A 23,894-nucleotide genomic window follows, 5' to 3' on the forward strand; every position below is an offset into this window, starting at 1 on the left:
GCCACCACCCCTGTATACGCCCGCCCCCCGACAGAACGGCCGTGACCCGGAACAGGACATCGGCGTACCCGGCGGTGAGGGTCGCCCCACGCGGATCTGGTCTCAATGACCGAGACGAGAACTCCGTCCGGTGGCATCCCGCCCGGCGCCACGGTTACCCTGGGCACGTGGATCGTCGTTATTTCGCGTTTATGCAGCCGGCTCCGGGTGAGCCGGTCGCCGTGACCTGAGCGACGACCCCCGAGCCGGCCAAGGCAGAGCCCCACGGGCTCTGCCTTTCGCATTTCCACCGTGAGTGGGCGGCTCGGCTCCGGGCCCGCCCGGAGGGAGAGACCGATGAACCTGCACGACGCGGACACCCCCGTCATGATCGCCGGACCCGCCGCCGGCCCGGACGTCGCCGTGGTCAGCCTGCGCCGCCTGCACGGCCGCGTGGACGCCGCCGCCGAGCTGGCACGGGTGCGCCGGTCGTACCGCGGACCACTGCTGGTCGAGCCGTTCTCCGCGCGCGACCTGCCGGCCATCGTGACGCACGCCAACGGCGTCGTGGTCGGCGGCGCCTGGATGCAGGACTTCCAGCTGCTGCGGGCGGTGGCCCGTACGGGACGTCCCGTGGTCGTGCAGCGCGCCCCGGCCGCCACGCTCGAGGAGTGGCTGTCGGCGGCGGAGTACTGCGTCGCCGAGGGCAACCGGGACGTCGTCCTGTGCGAGACGGGCACCCGCACGCACCTGCCGCACGCGACCATCGACCTGGCACTGGTGCGGGAGGCCGGGCGCCGCCGGCCCGTCCTGGTGGACGTCTCGGCCGCCCCTGACCTCGCCGTCGCGGCCCTGTCGGCCGGCGCGCGCGGATTGATCCTCGGCGAGGACGCTGAACCGGACCTGGTGACCGCGGTGCGCGCCAAGGCGGCCCTGCTCGGGCCGCTGGTCCGCGACGACGCGCCGGAGACGATCCCCGGCGCGCGGGCGGCCATCGACCGGATCGACGCGGCGCTGGCGACGCTGCTGGAGCGCCGGGCCGAGCTGGCGGCCACCGTGCAGCGGCTCAAGCCGGTCGGTGGCTTCGCCGGCCGGGACCCCCGGCGCGAACGCGAGATCGTCGAGGCCATGGCGCCGCGCGCCCCCCGCCTGGGCACAGACCGGCTCGCGCGCATCATGGCAGCCGTAATCGAGACGGGTTTGGAAGCATCGGAGGAGCGTGATTTGTCCCGAGCTTGAGAGGGCCGCCCGACGAATGATCATCGAGGTTCTTCGTATCGTCGGCGACGAAGAACCTCGGCCGAAGCTGATCGCGATGGAGGGGCCCACCTGCCTGGGCTGAGCGGGTGGCTTCGGTCACTCCGGCGGGATGTGGTGGCCCGGACGGAACACGTCATCCGGGTCCCAGGTCCTCTTGATCCGGCTCAGGCGGGCGTGGTCCTCGGGCGTGTACGCGGTCCGCGTCCGGGCCGGGTCGGTCAGGAAGTTCAGGAAGGTCCCACCGGTCGCGTACGGCCGCAGCCGACCGGCCAGGCCGTCGACGGACGCGTCGACACGGGACCGCTCGTCCGCGTCGCCGTGCCCGGTCCCGCCCGCGCCGTACGGCGCGGTCGCGATCACGGAGAACGGCACGTCGCGGTGGCCCACCGGCCCGGCGTCCGGCGCGGGCCGTGCCATCGCCCCGCCCCAGTGCCGGACCTCGACCGCCGGCCCCGGTGACCCGCCGAACGCCGCGTCCGGCAGTGCCTCCAGCACCGCGCCGGGCAGGTCGCGGAACAGGTCGATGTGCTGGCGGACCGCCATCGGGGGCGCCGTCGGCCCGGCGATCGTGACGCCCGCCTCCGCGAACGTCATCGCACGGAAGCCGTCGAGCAGCGGCGTGCCCGCCGCCTCCAGCAGCGGCCGGAGCCGGGGCTCGGCCTCCTCGTACCCGCCCAGGTGGAAGACCCGGACGGCGAGGACCGGCCGGCCGCGCACCGGTTCGGGGACGGCCGGGGCGTCCGGCATCCGCATCAGCATGACGGCCGTGTTCAGCTCGTCCGGCTCGCCGTCCGCCCAGTCCCGGTAGCGGGCGAGCGTCTCGGCCGCGCGGCCGGCGTCGTACAGCGAGACGCCCGCGTAGACCCGCCCGACGGCGTGCAGCCGTACCTCCAGCGCGGTCACGGCGCCGAAGTTGCCGCCTCCGCCGCGCAGCGCCCAGAACAGGTCGGCGTGGTGATCGGCGTCGGCCGTGACGTGCTCGCCCTCGGCGGTCACCAGGTCGGCCCGCAGCAGGCCGTCGGCGGCGTAGCCGTGCCTGCGGGAGAGCCATCCGGTGCCGCCGCCCAGGGTGTAGCCGGTCACGCCGACGGACGGGGTGCCGGACAGCGGCGCCAGGCCGTACAACGCGGCGGCGGCGATCACCTCCGACCAGCGCGCGCCGGGACCGACCCGGGCGACGCGCCGGTAGGGATCGACCCGCACCTCCGCCATCCGCCGCGTCGTGAGGAGCAGGCCGCCGTCGGCGGGCACGAGCGTGCCGTGGCCCGTCGCCTGGACGGCGAACGGCAGGGCGTGCTCGCGCGCGGCGACGACCGCGGCCCGTACGTCGTCGGGACCGGTCGCCTCGGCGACCGTCAGCGGCCGGTGGTCGATCCGGAGGTTCCAGCCCGAGCGCGCCTCGTCGTACGCAGCGTCGCCGGGCAGGTGCACCGGTCCGGCGAAACTCTCGCGCAGCGTGCGTGCGATGCCCGCCGGGCCGGTGGTCGTCGTCGTCCGCGCCATGGTTCCGCTCCCCGTGAGTGTCGGCCGTCATCGATCGATCCGATGCTCTCCGCCCGACCGCCCCGCCGTCATCGGCCGGAGGGCGGCAGTGGCGCTGCCGCGTTCGGCGCAGCCCGAGCCGGCGTACTCCCGGCGAAGTAGCGCACGGCTCCGCTTCCGGGAGGAGCCGGGAGGCGAGCCCGCCGGTTTACGCTGCCCGGATGGGGATCCACCACCGGTTGCGCCCACCCGTGTCCGACCTGATCATTTCGATGGCCGCCGCCGGCGTCGCCCTGATCGGCGCCGCGATCGCGCCGCCCGGGCGTACCCATCTGGACGCCCTCGGCTACCTGCTCCTGCTGGCAGGGTCGTTCGCGCTGGTGGTGCGCCGCCGCGCCCCGGTCACGGTCCTGCTGGTCACCACGGCGTGCGTCCTCGCCTATCTGGTCCGCGGCTATCCGGGCGTGGCCGCCGCCGAGCCGGTGATGGTCGCGTTGTTCACCGCGATGCGCGCCGGGCACCGGTTCATCGTCCTGGCGCCCAAGGCCGCCCTCGTGATCGTGGTGATCACGGACGTGACGGTTCACCACGGGGAACCGGTCCGCCAGGTGCTGCAGGACCGGTTCCTGCTCGCCGGGTGGCTGGCGGCCAGCGCCATGATGGGCGGGGCGTTCCGGCAGTGGGACGCCTACGTCCGCGAGGCGCGGCAGCGGGCGGCGGAGGCCGAGCGCACGCGTGAGGAGATGGCCCTGCGCCGCGCCGGTGAGGAACGCCTGCGGATCGCCCGCGAGCTCCACGACTCGCTCACCCACAGCATCTCCATCGTGAAGGTCCAGGCCGGGGTGGCGGTCCACCTCGCCCGCAAGCGCGGCGAGGAGGTCCCCGAGGCGCTGCTGGCCATCCAGGAGGCGAGCGGCGAGGCGATGCGGGAGCTGCGCGCCACCCTGGAGGTGCTGCGCGAGGGCGAGCCCGCCGGCAGCGGCCTCGACCGGCTGCCGGACCTCGTGCGCCGGGCGCGATCCGCCGGCCTGCCGGCCGACGTCACGGTCACCGGCCGGCCCCGCGCGCTGCCGGCCGCGGTCGACCTCGCGGCGTACCGGATCGTCCAGGAGGCGCTGACCAACGTCGCGCGGCACGCCGGGCCCGCCGCCGCGTCCGTCCACGTCCGGTACGGCGACGACACCCTCACCGTCCGGGTCGACGACGACGGCCTGGCCCGGCCCGGCGCCTCTCCGGAACCGGGCGTGGGCCTGATCGGCATGCGCGAGCGCGTCGCCGCGCTGGGCGGGCGGCTGCGCGCCGAACCCCGTCCGGAGGGGGGTTTCACCGTCGACGCCGAGCTTCCCCTGGCCGGCGAGCCCTGGACGGGCGGCGATCCGCTCCCCGGAGCCGCCGGCGAGGTGACCGTGAACGCCGCCGTCCGCGCCGCCGCCCTGCGCGGTGGGGAGGCGGCGCTGTGATCCGTGTGCTGCTCGCCGACGACCAGGCGCTGATCCGCGCCGGATTCCGTGCCCTGCTCCAGGCCGAGGACGACATCGAGGTGGTCGGCGAGGCGGCCGACGGGCGGGAGGCCGTCGCGCTCGCCGCCGCCCACCTGCCCGACGTCGCCCTCGTCGACGTGCAGATGCCCGTCCTCGACGGCATCGCGGCGACCCGGCGGATCACCGCCGACGAGCGCCTGTCCGGCGTCCACGTGGTCATGCTCACCAACTACGGGCTGGACGAGTACGTCTTCGACGCGCTGCGCGCGGGCGCGAGCGGCTTCCTCGTCAAGGACACCGAACCCGCCGACCTGCTGCACGGCATCCGCGTCGCCGCGCGCGGTGACGCGCTGCTCGCCCCCGCCATCACCCGCCGGCTGATCAAGGAGTTCGTCTCGCGGCGCCCCGCCGCCTCTCCGCAGGCGCTCGACGTCCTGACCAACCGGGAACGGGAGGTGACCGCGCTGGTCGCCCGCGGCATGTCCAACGACGAGATCGCCGCGCACATGGTGATCAGCCCGACGACGGTCAAGACGCACGTCAGCCGGGCCATGACCAAGCTGCGCACCCGCGACCGGGCCCAGCTCGTCGTCCTGGCCTACGAGTCGGGCCTCGTCACGGCCGGGAACGCCTCCGCTGAGGCGCGGGACTCAGACCGCTGAGGCGCCGAACGTCCTGCGGTACGCGGCCGGGGACACCCCCACCGTCGTGTGCAGGTGCTGGCGCAATGACGCGGCGGTGCCCAGGCCGGCACGCTCGGCCACCTGGTCGACCGGCAGGTCGGTCGTCTCCAGCAGCCGCCGGGCCTCCTCGATCCGCTGCCGGACCAGCCACTGCGCCGGGCTGATCCCGGTCTCCTCGCGGAACCTGCGGGTGAACGTGCGCACGCTCATGCCCGCCCGCCGCGCCAGCCGCGCCAGGTCCAGCGGCTCGTGCAGCCGCTCCAGGGCCCACGCGCGGGCCTCCGCCGTCGAGGCCCCGGTGGGCGCGGGCATCGGCCGCTCGATGAACTGCGACTGGCCGCCCTCCCGCCACGGCGGCATCACCGAACGCCGGGCCGCGCCGTTCGCCACGGCGCTGCCGTGGTCCTGGCGGATGACGTGCAGGCACAGGTCGACGCCCGCCCCGACTCCGGCCGAGGACAGCACGTCGCCGTCGTCCACGAACAGCACGTCCGGGTCCAGCCGCACCGTCGGGTGCAGTGCGCGGAACCGTTCGACGTACGCCCAGTGCGTCGTCGCCGGACGGCCGTCGAGCGTGCCCGCGGCGGCCAGCACGAACGCCCCCGTGCAGATCGACATGATCCGCGAGTCCGGCCGTCGGCGCGCCAGCGCGGCGGCCACCGGGGGCTCGAGGGTGCCGTCCAACAGGGCCGTGCCGCCGTGCACTCCCGGGACGACGACGGTGTCGGCCGCCGCGAGGATCTCCGGACCGTGCTCGGGGACGGCCGTGAACCCGGCCGACGTGCGCACCGGGCGGCCGTCCGGTGTGCAGACGCGGATCCGGTAGAAAGGCCGCCCGTCGGCGTCCCGGGCCGCGCCGAAGACCTGCGACGGCACGCCGAGGTCGAACGCGACCACGTCGTCGAGGGCCAGCACGACCACCTCATGAGGCATGGCCCGATTCTTTCATATGTTGGCTTTCGGGCCGCTCGTCGTCCGTGCCCGCGGCGGCGAGACTCCATCGGGTGACCCAGACACTTCCCGACACGCCGGTGCGGACCCGCCCGCACCGCGCCTGGATCGTCGCCGCCGTGACCCTCGTCGCCCTCGTCGGTGCCGCCGGGTTCCGCGCCACCCCCGGCGTCCTCATCGACCCGCTCCGGGCCGAGTTCGGCTGGCCGCGGGGCACGATCGCCTCGGCCGTCTCGGTCAACCTCCTGCTGTACGGCCTGACCTCGCCGTTCGCGGCGGCCCTGATGGACCGGTTCGGGATCCGCAGGGTGGTGTCGGCCGCGCTCCTGCTCGTGGCGGTGGGCAGCGGCCTCACCGTCTTCATGACGGAGCCCTGGCAGCTCATCGCCTGCTGGGGCGTGCTCACCGGCCTCGGGACCGGGTCGATGGCCATGGCGTTCGTCGCGACCGTGACCTCCCGGTGGTTCGTCCGGCGCCGGGGTGTGGTGACCGGCGTGCTGACCGCGGGCGGCGCCGCCGGGCAACTGGTCTTCCTGCCGGTCCTCGCGCACCTGACCCACATGTACGGCTGGCGGTCCGCCGCGGTGACCGTCTGTCTCGCCGCGCTGGCCGTCGTGCCGCTCGTCGTCCTCCTGCTGCGCGACCATCCCTCGGACGTCGGCCTCCCGCCGTACGGAGCCACCGAGGTGGTCCCGAAGCCGCGCAACGAGGGCGCGGCGCGGCGGGCGCTCGGCTCGCTCGCCACGGCCGCCCGTACCCCGGTCTTCTGGCTGCTCGCGGGCGGTTTCGCGATCTGTGGCGCGTCCACGAACGGCCTGGTGGGCACGCACTTCATCCCGGCGGCGCACGACCACGGCATGCCGGAGACGACGGCGGCGAGCCTGCTGGCCCTCGTGGGGATCTTCGACGTGGCCGGCACGATCTTCTCCGGCTGGCTCACCGACCGGGCCGACTCCCGCGTGCTGCTCGGCGTCTACTACGCCCTGCGCGGCTGCTCGCTGCTGGTGCTGCCGAGCCTGTTCGCCCGGACCACGCACCCCAGCATGCTGGTGTTCGTGATCTTCTACGGCCTGGACTGGGTGGCGACCGTGCCGCCGACGGTCGCCCTGTGCCGCGAGCACTTCGGGATGGGCGGCCCCATTGTCTTCGGCTGGGTCTTCGCGTCCCACCAGATCGGCGCGGCCGCCGCCGCCATCACGGCCGGCGTCATCCGGGACCACCTGGGCGACTACGCGGCCGCCTGGTACGGCGCCGGGGCCCTGTGCCTCCTCGCCGCCCTGCTGTCGGTCCGGATCAAGAAGCGGGTCACGACGGGTTGAACGCTTTGCCTATTGTTTACCAAGACGTCGTACAGGCCGCTTACAGTGCGGAACGTGCCCGAGATGCTGGCCGAGGAACTGCTCCTCCTCGCCTATGACCTGCGCGGCAAGTGCCGCATCGGCCCCGTCGAACTCGACTGCGGGGTCGGCGGCGCGATGCTGTCCGAACTGACGCTCGCCGGCCGGCTCCGGCTGGACGACACGGCGCTGGCCGTCACCGACACCGAGCCCGTCGGCGACCCGATCCTCGACGCCCTGCTCGCCGACGTCGCGGGCTCGCCCCGCAGCCGGACCCCGCAGGAATGGGTCACCCGGCTGCGCGCGACCGACCACCAGCAGCGGCTGCTCGCGCGCCTGGCCGACCGTGGCCAGGTCGCCGTCGACCGCCACCGTACGCTCGGCGTCTTCGTCGAGACCCGCTATCCCGTACGCGACATCGTGGGGCTGTGGGAGGCGCAGCAGCGCGTGGTCGCCGCCGTCACGACCGGCGCGCCCGCCGACGCCCGTACTCTCGCGCTCGGCGCGCTCGTGGCGGCCTCCGGACTCGGCAAGGCGGTCTTCTCCACCTCGGGGAACTGGCGGACGCTCCGCGACCGGATGCGCGAGATGACCGCCGGCGACCCGATCGCCGACGCCGTACGCCGGGCCCTCGCCGTCGAGCAGCGAAGCGTTCCCGCCTGACCAGCGCCTTCCACCGGAGACCTCCGGCCGCGCGCCCTCCGGCGATCCGTCTACCATGACGATCGTCCGACCGCGCGACGGCCGTCGCGCGGGACGCGATACCGGAGGTGGTCCCGGTCATGGCCGACCTGGTGATCCGGGGCGCGCACGTCATCGACGGCACGGGCGCGCCCGGGCGCATCGCCGACGTCGCCGTCACGAACGGCCGGATCAGCGACGTCGGCGGCGCCGTGAGCGCCCGCACGGTCCTCGACGCCTCAGGGCTCGCGCTCGCCCCCGGCTTCATCGACATGCACGCCCACTCGGACCTGCGGTTGCTCAGCGAGCCGGACCACCTGGCCAAGGTCGGCCAGGGTGTCACCACGGAGGTCCTGGGCCAGGACGGCCTGTCCTACGCCCCGGTCGACGACGTCACCCTGGGACAGATCCGCCACGCCACCGCGGGCTGGAACGGCGACCCGCCCGGCTTCGACTGGAACTGGCGAAGCGTCGGCGAGTACCTCGACCGGCTGGACCGGGGCATCGCGGTGAACGCCTGCTACCTCGTCCCGCAGGGCTCGGTGCGGATGCTCGCGATGGGCTGGGCGGACCGGCCGGCCTCCGAGGCCGAGCTGGCCCGGCAGAAGGACCTGCTGGCCACCGGAATGCGCGAAGGCGCCGTGGGGATGTCCAGCGGGCTCACCTACGCCCCCGGCATGTACGCGACGACGGCCGAGCTCGTGGAGCTGTGCCGGGTCGTGGCCGGCCTCGGCGGCTTCTACGCGCCCCACCACCGCTCCTACGGCGCCGGAGCGCTGGACGCCTACGCCGAGATGATCGAGGTCTCCCGCGCCTCCGGCTGCCCGCTGCATCTCGCGCACGCGACGATGAACTTCCGCGTCAACGCCGGCCGGGCCCCCGAACTGCTGGCCCTGCTGGACGCCGCGATCGCCGGCGGCTGCGACCTCACGCTGGACACCTATCCGTACCTGCCGGGCTCCACCACGCTCGCGGCGCTGTTGCCCGGCTGGGCGTCCGCGGGCGGCCCGGCCGCCATCGCGGCACGGCTGCGCGACCCCGCCGCACGTGAGCGGATCCGGCACGCCCTGGAGATCGAGGGCTCCGACGGCTGCCACGGCGTGCCGGTCGAGTGGGAGACCATCCAGATCTCCGGCGCGCGCGATCCCGCCGTCGTCGGCAGGAATCTCGCGGAGCTGGGCGCCGCGTCGGGCCGGACCCCGTTCGACGCCTACTGCGACCGGCTGCTCGCCGACGATCTCGCGACGACGATCCTGCAGCTCGTCGGGGACGAGGAGAACGTCCGGGCGATCATGCGGCATCCGGCGCACACGGGCGGAAGCGACGGGCTGCTCGCCGCGGCCAGACCGCATCCCCGTGCCTGGGGGACGTTCCCTCGCTACCTCGGCCACTACGTCCGCGAGCTGGGCGTCCTCACGCTGGAGGAGTGCGTCGCGCACCTGACGGGGCGGCCGGCACGGCGGCTCCGGCTGACCGATCGCGGACTGATCCGGCCCGGCCACGCCGCCGACCTCGTCCTCTTCGACCCGGCCGCCGTGCGCGACACCGCGACGTTCGACGAACCGCGGCGGCAGGCCGAGGGCATCCCCTACGTCTTCGTCGCCGGCGTCGCGGTCATCGCCGACGGCCGGCACACCGGCGCCCTGCCCGGACGGTCACTGCGCCGCACACCGCGAGGAGACACCCGCTGAGTCCGGCGATCGAGACCGCCGCCGGCCACCCGATCGTCTCTTCCACCTCCCGCGTCACCGGACTCTTGGTGGCGAGCCATGACCGGGGTCGGACGCGCCGTCGTCAGCGTCCGGGGAGGGTCATCGAGAGGTTCGCCAGGCGGTCCTGCTCGTCGAACTCCGCGACGCAGGAGCCGCCGTCCGGCAGCTTCGCGGTGATCGACGTCTCGGTCTGCCGGTAGGGCAGCCGGTGGTGGCCGAGGAACCGCATGACGGTCAGCCGGTGGTCGGCGGGGAAGAGGGAGAGCCCGCTGGTGATCAGGCGGGGCGCGGTGACGGAGTCCCACGCGGCCGTGGGGACGGCCGGGTCGCGGACGGCGAAGTAGGCGACGCCGCCGTCGTAGCGGCCGGGGATCATGCCGGTCAGGCCGAGCAGACTCGTCGCCACCATGGCGACCAGGTCGCCGCCATTGCGCGCCGGTCCCTCGTACCAGGACAGGTCCAGCTCGGGCGTGGTCATCTCCGGCACCCCGAAACGGGAGCCCATGGCGCGCGGGTTCAGCACCGCCGGGTGCTCGGCGCCGAACTGCGGATTGGCCCAGCCCCACAGCCAGCTGCGGTCGTCCTCGGCGAAGCTTCCGATGAGGGCGACGTGCAGGACGACGTCACCCTGCGTGTAGGTGCCGGTCGCCAGATCGGTGTTCCAGTCGGCCGCCGGCAAGAATTCCGCCAGAACCTCCTGCTGCTGGGCGGCGACCGCCGCGTACGCGGCTCCCAGTCGCTCGAACGCCGGGCTGAATCCAGACATGGCGGGCACACTATCTCAGAAGATCTGCGCAGCGGAGCAGGCCAGGAGGCGTCCAGGTTGAGGCGCTACGCTGCGATGTTCACCGATGCCGGGGGAGGGCGAGTGGCGAGCCGGATTCGCATGGGAGTGCTGGCGGCGCTTGCGATCACCGTGCTGGGAGTACCCATCGGGTTGCTGTGGGTCGCGATCGCGCCCCGCACGGCCTACCAGGTCTCGGGCGGCAAGGGGCTGCTCGCGGATCCGGAGACCCAGACACTGATCGCGGCGGACGGTTGGTTCGCGGCGCTGACCGCCGCCGCGGGCCTGCTCTGCGGCGTTGCCGCCTATGTCCTGGCCGGGAGGGTCGGGGAGCTGGGCCCGCTCGCGGGGATCGCGGCGGGCGGTGTCGCGGGGGCGGTCGTGGCGTGGCGGCTGGGGCACCTGATCGGCCTGGGCGCCTACCACCACGCGCTGCGCACGGGCGGCGACGGTGCGCTGGTCCGGGCTCCGCTCGCCCTGCACGCCCTCGGCGTGGTGCTCGCCTGGCCGCTGGTGGCGGTGGTGGCGTTCGGCCTGTTGGAGGCGCTCGACGTGGCGGGCCGCGAGTCGCGCGGGCGGCTATCCGCGGGCGATCCCGGCGGTGGAGGCCCCGGTCAGCCGGACCAGGTCGGCGGGGGCCAGCTCGATCTGGAGGCCGCGCCGACCGGCCGAGACGTAGACCGTCGGGAATCCTGACGCGGACGAGTCGACGACCGTCGGCAGTCGCTTGCGCTGCCCGAGCGGGCTGATGCCGCCCCGTACGTATCCGGTCACGCGCTCGGCGTGCGACGGATCGGCCATGGCGGCGCGCTTGCCTCCCGCCGCCGCGGCCAGGGACTTGAGGTCCAGCGAGGACGACACCGGCACGACCGCGACGGTGAGGTCACCGTCGACCTCGGCCACCAGGGTCTTGAAGAGCCGGTCGTGGCCGACGCCGAGGGCGTCGGCCGCGGCCTCGCCGTAGGAGTCCGCGTCCGGGTCGACCTCGTAGGGGTGCAGGGTGAAGGCGATCCCGGCGCGCGTCGCCGACACGGTCGCGGGCGTGCCCTTGCCGCCCGATCGCCGGTTGGATGCCACGGGTGATTCTTCCCTTCCGCGGGATGGGGTCAATTGGGGCTGACGGTGCCGCCGAGGAACTCCGACGCGGGCACGGTGGGAAAGGCCTCCAGCAGGAGGTTCTCCCGGCGCAGCAGGTCGTACTCCAGGTGGAGCCGGGTCGCGGCGTCCGCGGCCTGCAGCAGCCGCTGTTTGTCGGGGCGGTCCAGGACCACCGAGGCGGCGACCAGGTAGGAGAGCTCGACCGGGTCGGCCGGTAGATCGCTGAGGTCGGCCACCTCGGCGCCGTGTTCGGACAGCCGGTCGCAGTAGCGGCGGAACAGGTGGGCGATCGGCCCGGTGACCTTGTCGGCGCCCGGGCCGTCCTCCTCGGGCAGCGGGGTGACGTCGGCACGGAGATAGGTCAGGGAGTCATCGACGTCCTCGACGCGAAAGCGCGTGCCGCCGGTCGTGACGACGTCGTACCGGCCGTCGTCGTGCCGCTCGACGCCCCGGATCTCCGCGGTGCAGCCGACCGCCGCGAGCCGGCGGGCGGCGCCGGGACCGACCTCGTGGCCGAGCTCGATGGAGACGACGCCGAACCGGTAGGGCTCCTCGCCTTCGAGGAGGTCGCGCATGAGGTCGCGGTACCGCTCCTCGAAGATCTGGAGGGGCAGCACCAGCCCCGGGAACAGCACGGCTCCCAGCGGAAAGATCGGCAGCCGTTCGGTCACGGCGTCAGCGTACGACGTTCCGGCCCTCGCCGTCGCCTCGGATTCCGGCACCGCTTGTGATCTACAACGTAAAGCCGCTGGCCCGAAACGATCAGCAGGGCGGTGTGCGGAACGTTCCACGGAGGATGTGACCGTAGTCACCTTGAACTAGATCGCGTCAACCGGCACACACCACCACGACCTGCGGAGTTAGGGTCGGACGACCGCGCGGCCAAGCCACCGCGGCACGGCGGTACTTCCCGCCGGTGTTTTCGCTCGGAGGCCCGTATGTGGCTCAGCATGTTCTTTCTGACGATCGCCAGTCTTTGCGTCGGATTCATCCTCGGCTGGATCGTCGCCCGCCCCCGCCGCTGGGGCGCCTTCCCCGGCGGCGGCCCGGCCGGCGCCGAGCGGCCGGAGAGCCGGCCGGAGTTCACCGGAGGCGCGCGACCGGGCGTGTAGCGCCCTGGCGTGTGCCTAACGCCTTATTGGGGCAGCTCGATGCCGAGTCGGTGTCGGCCGCGGTCGTGCGCTACTTGCGGTGGTCGAGGTCCGGTAGGTGCAGTCCGCCTGTCGACATTCGGACAAAAGCGGAGCAGATCATGATGATGCTGCCGCTTGCGGTTGGTGAACGGATTCCGCGTGGTCTCAAGTATGCGCACCGTGGCATCGGCCTGCCGTCACTTCCATGGATTCTTGACATCTCGGTGGGTGAGACCGGCGTCCGGGCCGGTGGGGGTCCTTCGTAGACTGATCAGGTGATATCCCGTATCGACCTGCGCGGGTCCCTGCCGGACGACCTGCGCTCCGTGCTGCCTAGAGCCGAGCTCGACGTCGAGGCCGCCCTGGAGAAGGTGCGGCCCATCTGCGATGACGTACGCCATCGCGGCGCCGAGGCCGTACGGGACTACACCGCGCGCTTCGACGGGGTCACCCCCGAGTCGCTGCGGGTGCCCGCCGCGACCCTTCGGCGTGCCCTGGACGAGCTGGACCCGGGCGTCCGCGACGCCCTCGAGGAGTGCATCCGGCGCACGCGCATCGTGCACCGCGACCAGCGCCGCACCGACGTGACGACCCGGGTGGTGCCGGGCGGCACGGTCACCGAGCGGTGGGTTCCGGTGGAGCGGGTCGGGCTGTACGTCCCCGGCGGCCAGGCCGTCTATCCCTCCAGCGTCGTGATGAACGTCGTTCCCGCGCAGGAGGCGCGGGTCGACTCGCTCGCGGTGACGTCGCCGGCGCAGCAGGAGTTCGGGGGGCTGCCGCACCCGACGATCCTCGCGACGTGCGCGCTGCTCGGCGTGGACGAGGTGTACGCCGCGGGCGGCGCGCAGGCGATCGCGATGTTCGCCTACGGCACCGAGGAATGCCGGCGCGTCGACATGGTCACCGGCCCGGGCAACATCTGGGTCGCGGCGGCCAAGCGGCTGCTGAAGGGCGTCATCGGCATCGACTCCGAGGCGGGCCCCACCGAGGTCGCGGTCCTGGCCGACGCTACGGCCGACCCGGTGCACGTCGCCGCCGACCTGATCAGCCAGGCCGAGCACGACACGCTGGCCGCGGCCGTCCTGGTGACCGACTCCGAGGAGCTCGCCGGCGCGGTGGAGCGCGAGCTGGCCGTGCAGGTCGGCCGGACCAAGCACGCCGAGCGCATCACCGCGGCCCTGGCGGGCCGCCAGTCCAGGATTGTGCTCGTCGACGACGTCGACGCCGGCCTGAAGGTCGTCGACGCCTACGCCGCCGAGCACCTGGAGATCCAGACCGCCGACGCCCGTACGGTCGCGGCCCGGGTCCGCAACGCCGGTGCGATCTTCGTCGGCCCGCACGCGCCGGTGTCGCTCGGCGACTACATGGCCGGGTCGAACCACGTGCTGCCCACAGGCGGGTGCGCGTGCCACTCCAGCGGTCTGTCGGTGCAGACGTTCCTGCGCGGCATCCACGTGGTCGACTACGACGAGAGCGCCCTCGCGGAGGCGACCAGGCGGGTCGTCACGCTCGCCGAGGCGGAGGACCTGCCCGCCCACGGCGCCGCCATGAAGGCCCGGTTCGATTGGGGAATCCCCGAGTGACCTTCTCCTTGAGCGACCTTCCGATCCGCGACGATCTGCGGGGGGAGGCGCCGTACGGCGCGCCGCAGCTCGACGTGCCGGTGCGCCTCAACACGAACGAGAACCCCTACCCGCCGTCACCGCGGCTGGTCGAGGCGCTCGGCCGCGCGGTCGCCGGCATCGCCGGGGAACTGAACCGCTATCCGGACCGTGACGCCGTCGAGCTGCGCAAGGACCTCGCCGACTACCTCGGCCACGGGGTCACCGCGCGGCAGGTGTGGGTCGCCAACGGCTCCAACGAGATCATTCAGCAGATCCTGCAGGCGTTCGGCGGCCCCGGGCGCACCGCGATGGGCTTCGAGCCGTCGTACTCCATGCACCCGATCATCACGCGGGTCAGCGGCACCGGGTGGATCAACGCACACCGCGACGAGGACTTCGGGCTGGAGGCCGAACGGGCGGTCGCCGCGATCGAGGAGCACCGTCCCGACATCGTGTTCCTGACCTCGCCGAACAACCCGACGGGCACGTCCCTGCCGCTCGACGCGGTCGAGGCGGTGCTGAAGGCCGCGCCGGGCATGGTGGTGGTCGACGAGGCGTACGCCGAGTTCCGCCGGGCTGGCACGCCGAGCGCGCTGTCGCTGCTGCCCGGCCACCCCCGGCTGATCGTGACCCGGACGATGAGCAAGGCGTTCGCGATGGCGGGCACCCGTGTCGGCTACCTCGCCGCCGACCCGGCCGTGATCGACGCACTGCTGCTCGTCCGCCTGCCGTACCACCTGTCGGCGGTGACGCAGGCGGTGGCGCGCACGGCGATCGCGCACCAGGACGAGCTGCTGGGCGCGGTGGAGGCGCTGCGCGCCGAGCGCGACGCCCTCGTCGGCTGGCTGCGCGGAGAGGGCTTCCAGGTCGCCGACTCCGACGCCAACTTCGTGCTGTTCGGCAGGTTCGCCGACCGGCATGCCGTCTGGCAGGGTGTGCTCGACCGCGGCGTGCTGATCCGTGAGGTCGGGCCGCCGGAGTGGCTGCGCGTCAGCGTCGGGACGCCCGAGGAGATGGCGGCGTTCCGCGCCGCCCTCAAGGAAAGCGTATGAGCACAAGCAGAGGAGAGCAGCGGATGCGCACCGGACGCGTCGAGCGGGGCACGAAGGAGACGCAGGTCGTCGTCGAGATCGACCTGGACGGCACCGGGCGGGTGGACGTCGCCACCGGTGTCGGCTTCTTCGACCACATGCTGACGCAGCTGGGCAAGCACGGGTCGTTCGACCTGACCGTGAAGACCGCCGGTGACCTGCACATCGACAGCCATCACACGATCGAGGACACCGCGATCGCGCTGGGGCAGGCGTTCCGCGAGGCCATGGGCGACAAGTCGGGGATCCGGCGGTTCGCGGATGCGAGCGTGCCGCTGGACGAGACGCTCGCCCAGGTGACGGTCGACCTGTCCGGCCGGCCGTACCTCGTGCACACCGAGCCGGAGGGCATCGCCCCGATGATCGGCCCGGACTACGACACGACGATGACCCGGCACATCTTCGAGGCGTTCGTGTTCAACGCCGCGATCTGCCTGCACGTCCACGTCCCGTACGGGCGCAACGCCCATCACATCGTCGAGGCGCAGTTCAAGGCCCTGGCGCGGGCGCTGCGCGACGCCGTCGCCCACGACCCGCGCGCCCACGGCATCCCCTCGACCAAGGGCGCGCTGTGAAGAACGTCGTCGTCCTCGACTACGGATCGGGCAACCTCCGCTCCGCAGAACGGGCCGTCGCCCGCGCCGGCGCGAACGTCACGGTCACGGGCGACTTCGACGCGGCGCTGAACGCCGACGGCCTGGTGGTGCCGGGCGTCGGTGCGTTCGCGGCCTGCATGAACGGCCTGCGCGGCGTCCGCGGCGACCAGATCATCGGCCGCCGGCTCGCCGGGGGCCGTCCGGTGCTCGGCATCTGCGTCGGCATGCAGATCCTGTTCGAGAAGGGCGTCGAGCATGGGATCACCACGGACGGCTGCGCGGAGTGGCCGGGCACGGTGGAGCGGATCGAGGCGCCGATCCTGCCGCACATGGGCTGGAACACCGTCGACGCGCCCGAAGGGACGGTGCTGTTCGCGGGGCTCGACCCCGACACCCGGTTCTACTTCGTGCACTCCTACGGCGTGCGCCGCTGGGAGCTGCCGCCCGGCCGGTTCACCCCGCCCCTGGTGACCTGGAGCGAGCACGGCGAGCGCTTCGTCGCGGCGGTGGAGAACGGCCCGCTCAGCGCGACGCAGTTCCACCCGGAGAAGTCCGGCGACGCCGGTGCCGCCGTCCTGAAGAACTGGCTGTCGACGCTCTCATGAGCAAGGAGCGTCAGCGGCGGCGTGCGGAGCGCGAGGCCGAGCGGGAGCGTGCCGCCGCCGAGGCCGCTCGCCGGCAGGCCCGCACGGCGCGGCGCCGGGTTTTGATCGCGCGGGTCACGCGGCTGGTGCCACACCGGTCCGGGCGGCCGGGCGGCATTCTCGCCCGCCGCCGCCGCGAGCAGAACGCCATCGTCGCGGTCGTGTTCGTGCTCGTCCAGGTGATCGCCTGGCTCAATCTGTCCTCGTGGACGGGGCGGTTGGGGGTGCTGGCGCTGTCGGCGTTCCTGATCCCAGTGTTCGTCACGCTCGCCTTCGACCGAAGGTCCTGACCTCCGCCTGGTACGGATTCGGCTCCGCCGATCCGCGGTTCCGCGTCGACGGCGGGACGATCCGCCGGGCAGGACGGCACCATATGGCCCGTTCTACCCGCTGACGGGTGCCCGGCACGTATGTCCGGGCAGGTCTGCGCGCCGCCACCGGCCTGCGCCCGGGGGGCGGGTCGATAGGCTGACGGGCATGACTCTCACGCTCCTTCCCGCGGTTGATGTCGCCGACGGCCAGGCAGTGCGCCTCGTGCAGGGCGAGGCCGGCACCGAGACCTCCTACGGCGAGCCCGTCGAGGCGGCCCTGGCCTGGCAGAGCGCGGGGGCGGAGTGGATCCACCTGGTCGACCTGGACGCCGCGTTCGGGCGTGGTTCCAACCGCGAGCTGCTCGCCGCCGTGATCGGCAAGCTCGACGTGAAGGTCGAGCTGTCCGGCGGGATCCGCGACGACGACTCGCTGGCCGCGGCGCTGGCGACCGGCTGCGCGCGCGTCAACATCGGGACGGCCGCGCTGGAGAACCCCGAGTGGTGCCGGAGGATCATCGCCGAGCACGAGGAAAAGATCGCGGTCGGGCTCGACGTGCGCGGCACGACGCTCGCCGCGCGGGGCTGGACCCGTGAGGGCGGCGACCTGTGGGAGGTGCTCGACCGCCTGGAGGCCGACGGCTGCCCGCGCTACGTCGTCACCGACGTGACCAAGGACGGCACCCTGCGCGGCCCCAACACCGAGCTGCTCCGCGAGGTGTGCGCGCGCACCGACCGCCCCGTCATCGCCTCGGGCGGCGTCTCGTCACTGGAGGACCTGCGCGTCCTCGCCGAGCTGGTGCCGGCCGGTGTCGAGGGCGCCATCGTCGGCAAGGCGCTGTACGCCGGCGCGTTCACCCTGGAGGAGGCCCTGGCCGCGGTGGGAGGCGTCGCGTGATCAAGCGGATCTCCTCGGGCGGCCCGTGGGAGGACCTCGTCGGCTACTCCCGCGTGGTCGTGGCCGGCCCGTGGGTGCTCGTCGCGGGCTGCACGTCGACGGTGGACGGCGAGGTGCGCCACGAGAACGACGCGTACGGCCAGACCAAGACCGCCTTCGGCATCGCCCTGCAGGCGGTGGAGAAGGCCGGCGCCTCGGTGGAGGACGTCGTACGGACCCGCATGTACGTCCGGGACATCGCCGACGCCGAGGCCGTCGGCCGGGCGCACCGCGAGATCTTCGGCGAGGTCCGCCCGGCCACGACGATGATCGAGGTCTCCGGTTTCATCGATCACCGGATGCTGGTAGAGATCGAGGTGGACGCCTATTCCGAGGCGGTCCAGGACGGAGGAAGCCCATGAGTGTCGCGATCCGGGTGATCCCCTGCCTGGACGTCGATGCCGGGCGGGTGGTCAAGGGCGTCAACTTCGAGAACCTCCGGGACGCCGGCGACCCGGTCGAGCTGGCGCGGCGCTACGACGCCGAGGGCGCCGACGAGCTGACCTTCCTCGACATCACCGCCTCCAGCGGCGGCCGGGAGACGACGTACGAGGTCGTGCGCCGTACGGCCGAGCAGGTGTTCATCCCGCTGACCGTCGGCGGCGGCATCCGTAGCGTCGACGACGTCGACCGGTTGCTGCGGGCCGGGGCGGACAAGGTGTCGATCAACACGGCGGCGATCGCCCGGCCGGAGTTCCTCCGGGAGGCGGCCCACCGGTTCGGCTCACAGTGCATCGTGCTGTCGGTGGACGCCCGCCGCTCCGGCGACGGCTTCGAGGTCACCACGCACGGCGGGCGGCGCGGCACCGGCCTGGACGCGATCGAGTGGGCGCGGCGCGGTGAGGAGCTGGGCGTCGGGGAGATCCTGCTCAACTCGATGGACGCCGACGGCACCAAGAACGGCTTCGATCTGGAGATGCTGCGCGCGGTGCGCGCGGTGGTGAGCGTCCCGGTCATCGCGAGCGGGGGAGCGGGCGCGGTCGGGCACTTCGCCCCGGCGATCGACGCGGGGGCCGACGCGGTCCTCGCCGCGAGCGTCTTCCACTTCGGCGAGCTCAAGATCGGCGACGTCAAGGAGTCCCTGCGCCGGGCAGGCCACCCGGTCCGCTGACCGCTCCGCCATCTCCCGCCGGCCGAACGGTGGGTGAGTCGCCGTCGTGACGCGTGGTGGTGGCGGCGCCGCGGCCGACAGTATGTGTGCTCGACGGTCGGATTTCAGCAGGTCATCCGTCATGGTTGTCCCAAAAATGCATTTCGGGTGTAGGGCATGACGTTACTTCCCGGGAAAGAAGGGAGTGTGGCCCTGACCAGGAGATGATCATGCGTGCTCTGACCGTCGTTCCGCTCAAGGCGGGTTCGCTCGAGGTGACCGAGGTTCCCGAGCCCACGCCGGGTGACGGAGAACTGCTCGTCGACGGTGTCGCGCTCGGTGTCTGCGGTACGGACCGGGAGATGGCCGACGGCGACTACGGCTGGGCACCGCCAGGCCAGGAGCGCCTGATCCTCGGGCACGAGTCGCTCGGCCGGGTACGACGGGCGCCTCCGGGCAGCGGATTCAGCCCCGGCGACCTGGTCGTCGGCATCGTCCGGCGTCCCGACCCGGCGCCGTGCGGCGCCTGTGCCCGCGGAGAGTTCGACATGTGCCGCAACGGGCGGTACACCGAACGGGGCATCAAACAGCTCCACGGGTTCGGCTCCGAGCGATGGACGATCGGCACCGGCTACGCGGTCCGGCTCGACCCGTCGCTGCAGGGCGTGGGCGTGCTGATGGAGCCCACGACGATCGTGGCCAAAGCGTGGGATCACATCGAGCGCATCGGTAACCGGGCGTGGTTCGAACCACGCCGGCTGCTGGTCACGGGCGCGGGCCCGATCGGGCTCCTGGCCGCCCTGCTGGGCGCCCAGCGAGGGCTCGACGTGCACGTCCTCGACCGGGTCGCCGGTGGAATGAAGCCGAAACTCGTCGCGGACCTCGGCGGCACCTACCACACGGGTTCGATCGCCGACGTGGCCGCCAAGGCGTGTCCGGACATCGTCATCGAAGCCACCGGTGCCCCGAGGCTCGTCGTGGAGGCCGTGGTCAACAACGCGGAGGCGGCCATCGTGTGCCTGACCGGCGTCTCACGGCCCGGCGGTCAGGTCGAGGTCGACGCCGGCGCGCTGAGCCGCGACATGGTCCTGGGCAACGAAGTGGTCTTCGGGACGGTCAACGCCAACCATCGCCACTACCAGCTGGCCGCCGAGGCGCTCGCCCGGGCGGACCGCTCGTGGCTGGAGTATCTCATCACCCGCCGGTTGCCCCTCGCACGGGCCCTTGAGGCGTTCGAGCCCGGCCCCGGCGACGACGTGAAGGTCGTCATCGACCTCTAGAACGGGGTGACCATGACAGTAAGGGCTCCTGCGGCGCGACAGGAACACCTCGCGCATGTCGTCTTCATCTCCGCCGCGGCGGCCCTCGGCGGTTTCCTGTTCGGATATGACAGCGCCGTCATCAACGGAGCCGTGGACGGCATCAAGGGCCACTTCGGCGTCGGAGCCGGCACCACCGGCCTGATCGTGTCCGCGGCCCTGCTGGGATCGGCGCTGGGTGCGGCGATCGCCGGCAAGCTCGCCGACCTCAAAGGCCGTCTCATCGTCATGCGGCTGGCGGCCACGCTTTTCGTGGTCAGCAGCTTCGGCGCGATGTTCCCGTTCGCCGACTGGGAGCTGGCGTTCTGGCGGGTCATCAGCGGCATCGCCATCGGGATGGCCTCAATGGTCTCCCCCGCCTATATCGCCGAGGTGGCGCCGCCCGCCTACCGTGGCCGGCTCGCGTCGTTCCAGCAACTGGCGATCGTGCTCGGCATCGCGATCTCGCAGCTGGTCAACTTCGCGATCGCGGCGCTGGCCGGCGGCAACACCCGCAACCACCTCGTCGGCCTCGAGGCATGGCAGTGGATGCTGGGCGCCGCGGCGGTCCCTGCGGCGATCTACCTCGTATTCGCCCTGATCATTCCCGAGTCGCCGCGCTATCTCGTGGAGGACGGGAAGCTGGACAGGGCCCGTACCGTCCTCGCCGAGGTCGAGGGCGACGTGAACCTCGACGCCCGCATCCGCGAGATCCAGGGGTCGCTGCGGGCCGAGCACAAGCCGCGCCTGCGGGACCTCCGGGGACGCACGGCGGGGCTGCTGCCGATCGTCTGGGTGGGCATCGGCCTGTCCGTCCTGCAGCAGTTCGTGGGCATCAATGTGATCTTCTACTACTCCGCGTCGCTGTGGCACTCGGTCGGCATCTCCCAGACCAACTCGCTGCTCATCAGCCTGTCCACCTCGATCATCAACATCCTCGGCACGTTGATCGCGATCGCGTTCGTGGACAAGATCGGCCGCAAGCCGCTGGCCCTGATCGGCTCGGTCGGGATGACGTTCTCGCTGGCCACGATGGCCTGGGCGTTCAGCACCGCGCACAAGGTCGGTCCCAACGAGGTCCGGCTGCCGCACGCCGAGGGTCTGGTGGCGCTGTTCACCGCGCACACCTACGTGCTGTTCTTCGCGTTGTCGTGGGGTGTGGTCGTCTGGGTGATGCTGGGCGAGATCTTCCCGAACAAGATCAGGGCGGCGGCGATGTCCGTGGCCGTCGCGGCCCAGTGGATCGCCAACTGGCTGGTCACGGTGACCTTCCCGAGCCTGTCCGAGTGGAGCCTGTCCGGGGCGTACGTCGGATACTCGATCTTCGCCGCGCTGTCGGTGCTCTTCGTGGTCCGGTTCCTGCGCGAGACCAAGGGCAAGAAGCTCGAGGAGATGGGCTGACCGCCCGCGCCGATCCACAAGGAGGACAGCATGACACTGCCCACAGTGCACCTGGGCACCACCGACATGGAGATCACACGCGTCGGCTTCGGCGCCTGGGCGGCCGGGGGGTCCTGGGAGTACGGCTGGGGTCCTCAGAACGACGAGGAGTCGATCACGGCCATCCGGCACGCCGTCGAGGAGGGCGTCAACTGGATCGACACCGCGGCGGTGTACGGGCTCGGGCACTCCGAGGAGATCGTCGCGCAGGCGCTCAAGGGGATCGCCGACCGCCCGTACGTCTTCACCAAGTGCGGGATGATCTGGGACGACGACGGCGAGATCTCTCGCGTCGCCCGGCCGGAGACGATCCGGCGCGAGGTCGAGGCGTCGCTGCGGCGGTTGAAGGTCGAGCGGATCGACCTCTACCAGGTGCACCAGACGCCCGACGACGACACGCCGGTCGAGATGTACTGGGAGACCATGGCGGAGCTGAAACAGGAGGGCAAGGTCCGGGCGATCGGGCTGTCCAACCACAGCGCGCTGCGGCTGGAGAAGGCGGAGCAGGTGGCGCACGTCGACTCGCTGCAGCCGCCGTTCTCCCTGATCGACCGGACCTGCGCCCCGGAGATCGACTGGTGCGCCCGGAACGGCGCCGGAGTGATCGTCTACTCGCCGATGCAGTCCGGCCTGCTCACCGGGGCGTTCTCACGGCAACGGGTCGACTCGCTGCCCGAGGACGACTGGCGTCGGCGTTCCCCGGACTTCACCGGCGGTCTCGATGCCAACCTGGCGCTGGCCGACGCCCTGCGGCCCGTGGCCGAGCGGCACGGCGTGTCCCAGGCGGCCGTCGCGGTCGCCTGGACGCTGGCCTGGCCGGGCGTGACAGGCGCGATCGTCGGTGCCCGCCGCCCGGACCAGGTCGACGGCTGGCTCCCCGCCGCGTCCCTGGAGCTCACCCCGGAGGACCTGGGCGAGATCGCCGCGGCCGTCGAGCGCACCGGCGCCGGCCGGGGCCCCGAACATCCCTGATCGTCAGGCGATCTCGTAGGCCCCGGCACGAGTAGTACGACGGTGTTCAGCAGAAGCGGGTGAGGGCGCGGTTCGGCCAGGCGTCCTCGGTGACCAGGCGGCGGGACAGCAGGGGCTCCCACCAGGCGCGGTTGTCGCGGTACCAGCGGATCGTCTCGCGGACCCCCGCCTCGAACGGGACGGCCGGCCGCCAGCCGAGCTCCCGCCGGATCTTCCGGGCGTCCAGCAGGTAGCGCCGGTCGTGCCCCGGGCGGTCCGGCACCACCGTCTTCAGCGACCCGGGCAGCCCCAGCTCGTCGAGCACGAGGTCGGCGAGCTCCTCGATGCTCGCCTCCTCGCCCGTGCCGACGTGATAGGTGGAACCGACGGTGCCGTGCGCGACGATCGTCTCGATCGCCGCGCAGTGGTCCGCGACGGAGATCCACTCCCGGCGGTGGCGCGTCGACGCGTACATCGGCAGCGGCCGCCCCGCCAGCGCGTTGGTGACGAACAACGGCAGTACCTTCTCGGGGAACTGGTACGGCCCGTGGTTGTTGGCGCAGTTCGAGATCGTCACCGGCATCCCGTACGTGCTGTGGTAGGCGCGCACCAGGTGGTCGGCCCCCGCCTTGCTGGCGCTGTACGGGGTGTTGGGCCGGTACGGGTCGGCCTCCGTGAAGCCCTCCACGGCGTCGAGGGGAAGATCCCCGTACACCTCACAGGTCGAGACGTGGTGGAAGCGCCCGACTCCGACCCGGCGGCACACGTCGAGGAGCACCTGGGTGCCGAGCACGTTCGTGCGGAAGAAGCGTTCCGGCTCGACCACGGCGAGGCTGTTGTGCGACTCGGCGGCGAGGTTGACGACGACGTCGATCTCCCGGTCGCCCAGCAGGGTGAGCATCCGCTCCTCGCCGCCGATGTCCGCGTGCGCGAACTCGATCTCGTCCTCCAGGCCGGCGAGGTTCCGGAGGTCCCCGGCGTAGGTGAGCGCGTCGACCGCGATGATCGTGTCCGCCGGCCGGGCCGTCCGCCAGTGCCGCACGAGGTTACCGCCGATGAACCCGGCCGCCCCCGTGACCACGATCGTCCTCGCCATCTCCCCGCCATCCGCGAACCAGGAATCGGAACTTCGCAGGATACCGGCGAGGTCAGGGGTGCCTTGGCCGGTGATCCTTGGCGTGTACTGCGGTAAGGATGGCAGCGGACACCAGGGATCATCCCGATCAAGCTGCGTCGAAGTCGCGGTGGCGTGGCTTCGTCCGGATCGATCGGCGTAATCACCGGATAGTCGCGGGCATGGCCGCTCGTTCTCGGGGGTTTCACCAGACGAGAATTTCTACTCCAGCGAAACACC

Annotated in this window: 25 protein-coding genes; 19 read left to right on the forward strand and 6 right to left on the reverse strand. The window is 72.5% G+C overall.

Annotation, left to right across the window (positions count from 1 at the left end):
- The first annotated feature begins 336 nt into the window (after positions 1 to 336).
- Positions 337 to 1,218, forward strand: coding sequence for a chorismate mutase (locus NE236_RS44455; RefSeq protein WP_308209087.1), 882 nt, complete (start codon positions 337 to 339; stop codon positions 1,216 to 1,218).
- 117 nt (positions 1,219 to 1,335) lie between these two features.
- On the opposite strand, the gene NE236_RS12840 is transcribed toward NE236_RS44455, so the two are convergent.
- On the reverse strand, positions 1,336 to 2,742 hold the full coding sequence (locus NE236_RS12840; protein ID WP_252842137.1) for an FAD-binding oxidoreductase: 1,407 nt from the start codon (positions 2,740 to 2,742) through the stop codon (positions 1,336 to 1,338).
- 200 nt (positions 2,743 to 2,942) lie between these two features.
- Here NE236_RS12840 and NE236_RS12845 point away from each other — a divergent pair, with 200 nt between their 5' ends.
- Positions 2,943 to 4,181, forward strand: a complete 1,239-nt coding sequence (locus NE236_RS12845; protein ID WP_252842138.1) for a sensor histidine kinase — start codon at positions 2,943 to 2,945, stop codon at positions 4,179 to 4,181.
- Positions 4,178 to 4,864, forward strand: coding sequence for a response regulator (locus NE236_RS12850; RefSeq protein ID WP_252842139.1), 687 nt, complete (start codon positions 4,178 to 4,180; stop codon positions 4,862 to 4,864). The genes NE236_RS12845 and NE236_RS12850 overlap by 4 nt, the downstream gene beginning before the upstream one ends.
- Here the strand turns inward: NE236_RS12850 and NE236_RS12855 are convergent.
- On the reverse strand, positions 4,853 to 5,818 hold the full coding sequence (locus NE236_RS12855) for a GlxA family transcriptional regulator (RefSeq protein WP_252842140.1): 966 nt from the start codon (positions 5,816 to 5,818) through the stop codon (positions 4,853 to 4,855). The two genes, NE236_RS12850 and NE236_RS12855, sit on opposite strands and share 12 nt — an antisense overlap.
- 71 nt (positions 5,819 to 5,889) lie before the next feature.
- Between NE236_RS12855 and NE236_RS12860 the strand changes: the two genes are divergently transcribed.
- From NE236_RS12860 to NE236_RS12870, 3 genes are all read left to right on the forward strand, one after another.
- Entirely contained in the window at positions 5,890 to 7,155 is a 1,266-nt protein-coding gene (locus NE236_RS12860) for an MFS transporter (protein WP_252842141.1), read from the forward strand.
- Positions 7,156 to 7,218: 63 nt separating this feature from the next.
- A complete protein-coding gene (locus tag NE236_RS12865) occupies positions 7,219 to 7,836 on the forward strand; it encodes a GOLPH3/VPS74 family protein (RefSeq protein ID WP_252842206.1) in 618 nt (205 codons plus the stop codon).
- Between the two features lie 119 nt (positions 7,837 to 7,955).
- Positions 7,956 to 9,545, forward strand: coding sequence for an N-acyl-D-amino-acid deacylase family protein (locus tag NE236_RS12870; RefSeq protein WP_252842142.1), 1,590 nt, complete (start codon positions 7,956 to 7,958; stop codon positions 9,543 to 9,545).
- Positions 9,546 to 9,648: 103 nt separating this feature from the next.
- Here NE236_RS12870 and NE236_RS12875 read toward each other — a convergent pair whose 3' ends face one another.
- On the reverse strand, positions 9,649 to 10,332 hold the full coding sequence (locus tag NE236_RS12875; protein ID WP_252842143.1) for a DUF6882 domain-containing protein: 684 nt from the start codon (positions 10,330 to 10,332) through the stop codon (positions 9,649 to 9,651).
- Between the two features lie 102 nt (positions 10,333 to 10,434).
- On the opposite strand from NE236_RS12875, the gene NE236_RS12880 reads away from it, so the two are divergent.
- Positions 10,435 to 11,046, forward strand: coding sequence for a hypothetical protein (locus tag NE236_RS12880; RefSeq protein ID WP_252842144.1), 612 nt, complete (start codon positions 10,435 to 10,437; stop codon positions 11,044 to 11,046).
- On the opposite strand, the gene ybaK is transcribed toward NE236_RS12880, so the two are convergent.
- Both ybaK and NE236_RS12890 read right to left on the reverse strand, forming a co-directional pair.
- Positions 10,930 to 11,427 carry a Cys-tRNA(Pro) deacylase gene (gene ybaK, locus NE236_RS12885; RefSeq protein ID WP_252842145.1) on the reverse strand — a complete coding sequence of 166 codons (498 nt, stop codon included), beginning with the start codon at positions 11,425 to 11,427 and terminating at the stop codon, positions 10,930 to 10,932. The genes NE236_RS12880 and ybaK overlap by 117 nt on opposite strands.
- A gap of 29 nt (positions 11,428 to 11,456) precedes the next feature.
- Complete coding sequence (locus NE236_RS12890) at positions 11,457 to 12,119, reverse strand: LON peptidase substrate-binding domain-containing protein (protein ID WP_252842146.1); 663 nt, start codon at positions 12,117 to 12,119, stop codon at positions 11,457 to 11,459.
- A gap of 279 nt (positions 12,120 to 12,398) precedes the next feature.
- On the opposite strand from NE236_RS12890, the gene NE236_RS12895 reads away from it, so the two are divergent.
- The 12 genes from NE236_RS12895 to NE236_RS12950 all read left to right on the forward strand — a co-directional run bounded on the left by NE236_RS12895 (position 12,399) and on the right by NE236_RS12950 (position 22,561).
- Positions 12,399 to 12,560, forward strand: a complete 162-nt coding sequence (locus tag NE236_RS12895; protein ID WP_252842147.1) for a hypothetical protein — start codon at positions 12,399 to 12,401, stop codon at positions 12,558 to 12,560.
- A 296-nt stretch (positions 12,561 to 12,856) separates the two neighbouring features.
- A complete protein-coding gene (hisD, locus tag NE236_RS12900; RefSeq protein WP_252842148.1) occupies positions 12,857 to 14,164 on the forward strand; it encodes a histidinol dehydrogenase in 1,308 nt (435 codons plus the stop codon).
- On the forward strand, positions 14,161 to 15,237 hold the full coding sequence (locus NE236_RS12905; RefSeq protein WP_252842149.1) for a histidinol-phosphate transaminase: 1,077 nt from the start codon (positions 14,161 to 14,163) through the stop codon (positions 15,235 to 15,237). The genes hisD and NE236_RS12905 overlap by 4 nt, the downstream gene beginning before the upstream one ends.
- Positions 15,234 to 15,851 (forward strand): imidazoleglycerol-phosphate dehydratase HisB, encoded by a 618-nt coding sequence (hisB, locus tag NE236_RS12910; RefSeq protein ID WP_252842150.1) that lies wholly within the window; start codon positions 15,234 to 15,236, stop codon positions 15,849 to 15,851. The genes NE236_RS12905 and hisB overlap by 4 nt, the downstream gene beginning before the upstream one ends.
- The gene (hisH, locus tag NE236_RS12915) at positions 15,848 to 16,477 is read left to right on the forward strand and encodes an imidazole glycerol phosphate synthase subunit HisH (RefSeq protein ID WP_252842151.1); all 630 of its coding nucleotides are present in this window, start codon (positions 15,848 to 15,850) and stop codon (positions 16,475 to 16,477) included. Before hisB ends, hisH begins: the two co-directional genes overlap by 4 nt.
- Positions 16,474 to 16,806 carry a hypothetical protein gene (locus tag NE236_RS12920; protein WP_252842152.1) on the forward strand — a complete coding sequence of 111 codons (333 nt, stop codon included), beginning with the start codon at positions 16,474 to 16,476 and terminating at the stop codon, positions 16,804 to 16,806. Before hisH ends, NE236_RS12920 begins: the two co-directional genes overlap by 4 nt.
- Before the next feature lie 187 nt (positions 16,807 to 16,993).
- Entirely contained in the window at positions 16,994 to 17,722 is a 729-nt protein-coding gene (gene priA / locus NE236_RS12925; RefSeq protein WP_252842153.1) for a bifunctional 1-(5-phosphoribosyl)-5-((5-phosphoribosylamino)methylideneamino)imidazole-4-carboxamide isomerase/phosphoribosylanthranilate isomerase PriA, read from the forward strand.
- On the forward strand, positions 17,719 to 18,123 hold the full coding sequence (locus NE236_RS12930) for a RidA family protein (RefSeq protein ID WP_252842154.1): 405 nt from the start codon (positions 17,719 to 17,721) through the stop codon (positions 18,121 to 18,123). The genes priA and NE236_RS12930 overlap by 4 nt, the downstream gene beginning before the upstream one ends.
- Positions 18,120 to 18,872 carry an imidazole glycerol phosphate synthase subunit HisF gene (gene hisF, locus NE236_RS12935; RefSeq protein WP_252842155.1) on the forward strand — a complete coding sequence of 251 codons (753 nt, stop codon included), beginning with the start codon at positions 18,120 to 18,122 and terminating at the stop codon, positions 18,870 to 18,872. The genes NE236_RS12930 and hisF overlap by 4 nt, the downstream gene beginning before the upstream one ends.
- A gap of 209 nt (positions 18,873 to 19,081) precedes the next feature.
- A complete protein-coding gene (locus NE236_RS12940; RefSeq protein ID WP_252842156.1) occupies positions 19,082 to 20,131 on the forward strand; it encodes a glucose 1-dehydrogenase in 1,050 nt (349 codons plus the stop codon).
- Between the two features lie 12 nt (positions 20,132 to 20,143).
- Positions 20,144 to 21,550 carry a sugar porter family MFS transporter gene (locus tag NE236_RS12945; protein ID WP_252842157.1) on the forward strand — a complete coding sequence of 469 codons (1,407 nt, stop codon included), beginning with the start codon at positions 20,144 to 20,146 and terminating at the stop codon, positions 21,548 to 21,550.
- Positions 21,551 to 21,580: 30 nt separating this feature from the next.
- Positions 21,581 to 22,561, forward strand: coding sequence for an aldo/keto reductase (locus NE236_RS12950; RefSeq protein ID WP_252842158.1), 981 nt, complete (start codon positions 21,581 to 21,583; stop codon positions 22,559 to 22,561).
- Positions 22,562 to 22,607: 46 nt separating this feature from the next.
- Here the strand turns inward: NE236_RS12950 and rfbB are convergent, their stop codons facing one another.
- Positions 22,608 to 23,636, reverse strand: coding sequence for a dTDP-glucose 4,6-dehydratase (gene rfbB / locus NE236_RS12955; RefSeq protein ID WP_252842159.1), 1,029 nt, complete (start codon positions 23,634 to 23,636; stop codon positions 22,608 to 22,610).
- Positions 23,637 to 23,894: the final 258 nt, after the last annotated feature.

This window comes from Actinoallomurus purpureus, from assembly GCF_024055795.1.
Taxonomy (GTDB): domain Bacteria; phylum Actinomycetota; class Actinomycetes; order Streptosporangiales; family Streptosporangiaceae; genus Actinoallomurus; species Actinoallomurus purpureus.

Coding starts and splice junctions, on each gene's coding strand:
- NE236_RS12895 (WP_252842147.1), top strand. CDS start 12,399: ATGTTCTTTCTGACGATCGCCAGTCTTTGCGTCGGATTCATCCTCGGC.
- hisB (WP_252842150.1), top strand. CDS start 15,234: ATGAGCACAAGCAGAGGAGAGCAGCGGATGCGCACCGGACGCGTCGAG.
- NE236_RS12855 (WP_252842140.1), bottom strand. CDS start 5,818: ATGCCTCATGAGGTGGTCGTGCTGGCCCTCGACGACGTGGTCGCGTTC.
- NE236_RS12920 (WP_252842152.1), top strand. CDS start 16,474: ATGAGCAAGGAGCGTCAGCGGCGGCGTGCGGAGCGCGAGGCCGAGCGG.
- NE236_RS12840 (WP_252842137.1), bottom strand. CDS start 2,742: ATGGCGCGGACGACGACGACCACCGGCCCGGCGGGCATCGCACGCACG.
- NE236_RS12865 (WP_252842206.1), top strand. CDS start 7,219: ATGCTGGCCGAGGAACTGCTCCTCCTCGCCTATGACCTGCGCGGCAAG.
- rfbB (WP_252842159.1), bottom strand. CDS start 23,636: ATGGCGAGGACGATCGTGGTCACGGGGGCGGCCGGGTTCATCGGCGGT.
- NE236_RS12845 (WP_252842138.1), top strand. CDS start 2,943: ATGGGGATCCACCACCGGTTGCGCCCACCCGTGTCCGACCTGATCATT.
- NE236_RS44455 (WP_308209087.1), top strand. CDS start 337: ATGAACCTGCACGACGCGGACACCCCCGTCATGATCGCCGGACCCGCC.
- priA (WP_252842153.1), top strand. CDS start 16,994: ATGACTCTCACGCTCCTTCCCGCGGTTGATGTCGCCGACGGCCAGGCA.
- NE236_RS12950 (WP_252842158.1), top strand. CDS start 21,581: ATGACACTGCCCACAGTGCACCTGGGCACCACCGACATGGAGATCACA.
- hisF (WP_252842155.1), top strand. CDS start 18,120: ATGAGTGTCGCGATCCGGGTGATCCCCTGCCTGGACGTCGATGCCGGG.
- NE236_RS12945 (WP_252842157.1), top strand. CDS start 20,144: ATGACAGTAAGGGCTCCTGCGGCGCGACAGGAACACCTCGCGCATGTC.
- NE236_RS12940 (WP_252842156.1), top strand. CDS start 19,082: ATGCGTGCTCTGACCGTCGTTCCGCTCAAGGCGGGTTCGCTCGAGGTG.
- NE236_RS12870 (WP_252842142.1), top strand. CDS start 7,956: ATGGCCGACCTGGTGATCCGGGGCGCGCACGTCATCGACGGCACGGGC.
- NE236_RS12875 (WP_252842143.1), bottom strand. CDS start 10,332: ATGTCTGGATTCAGCCCGGCGTTCGAGCGACTGGGAGCCGCGTACGCG.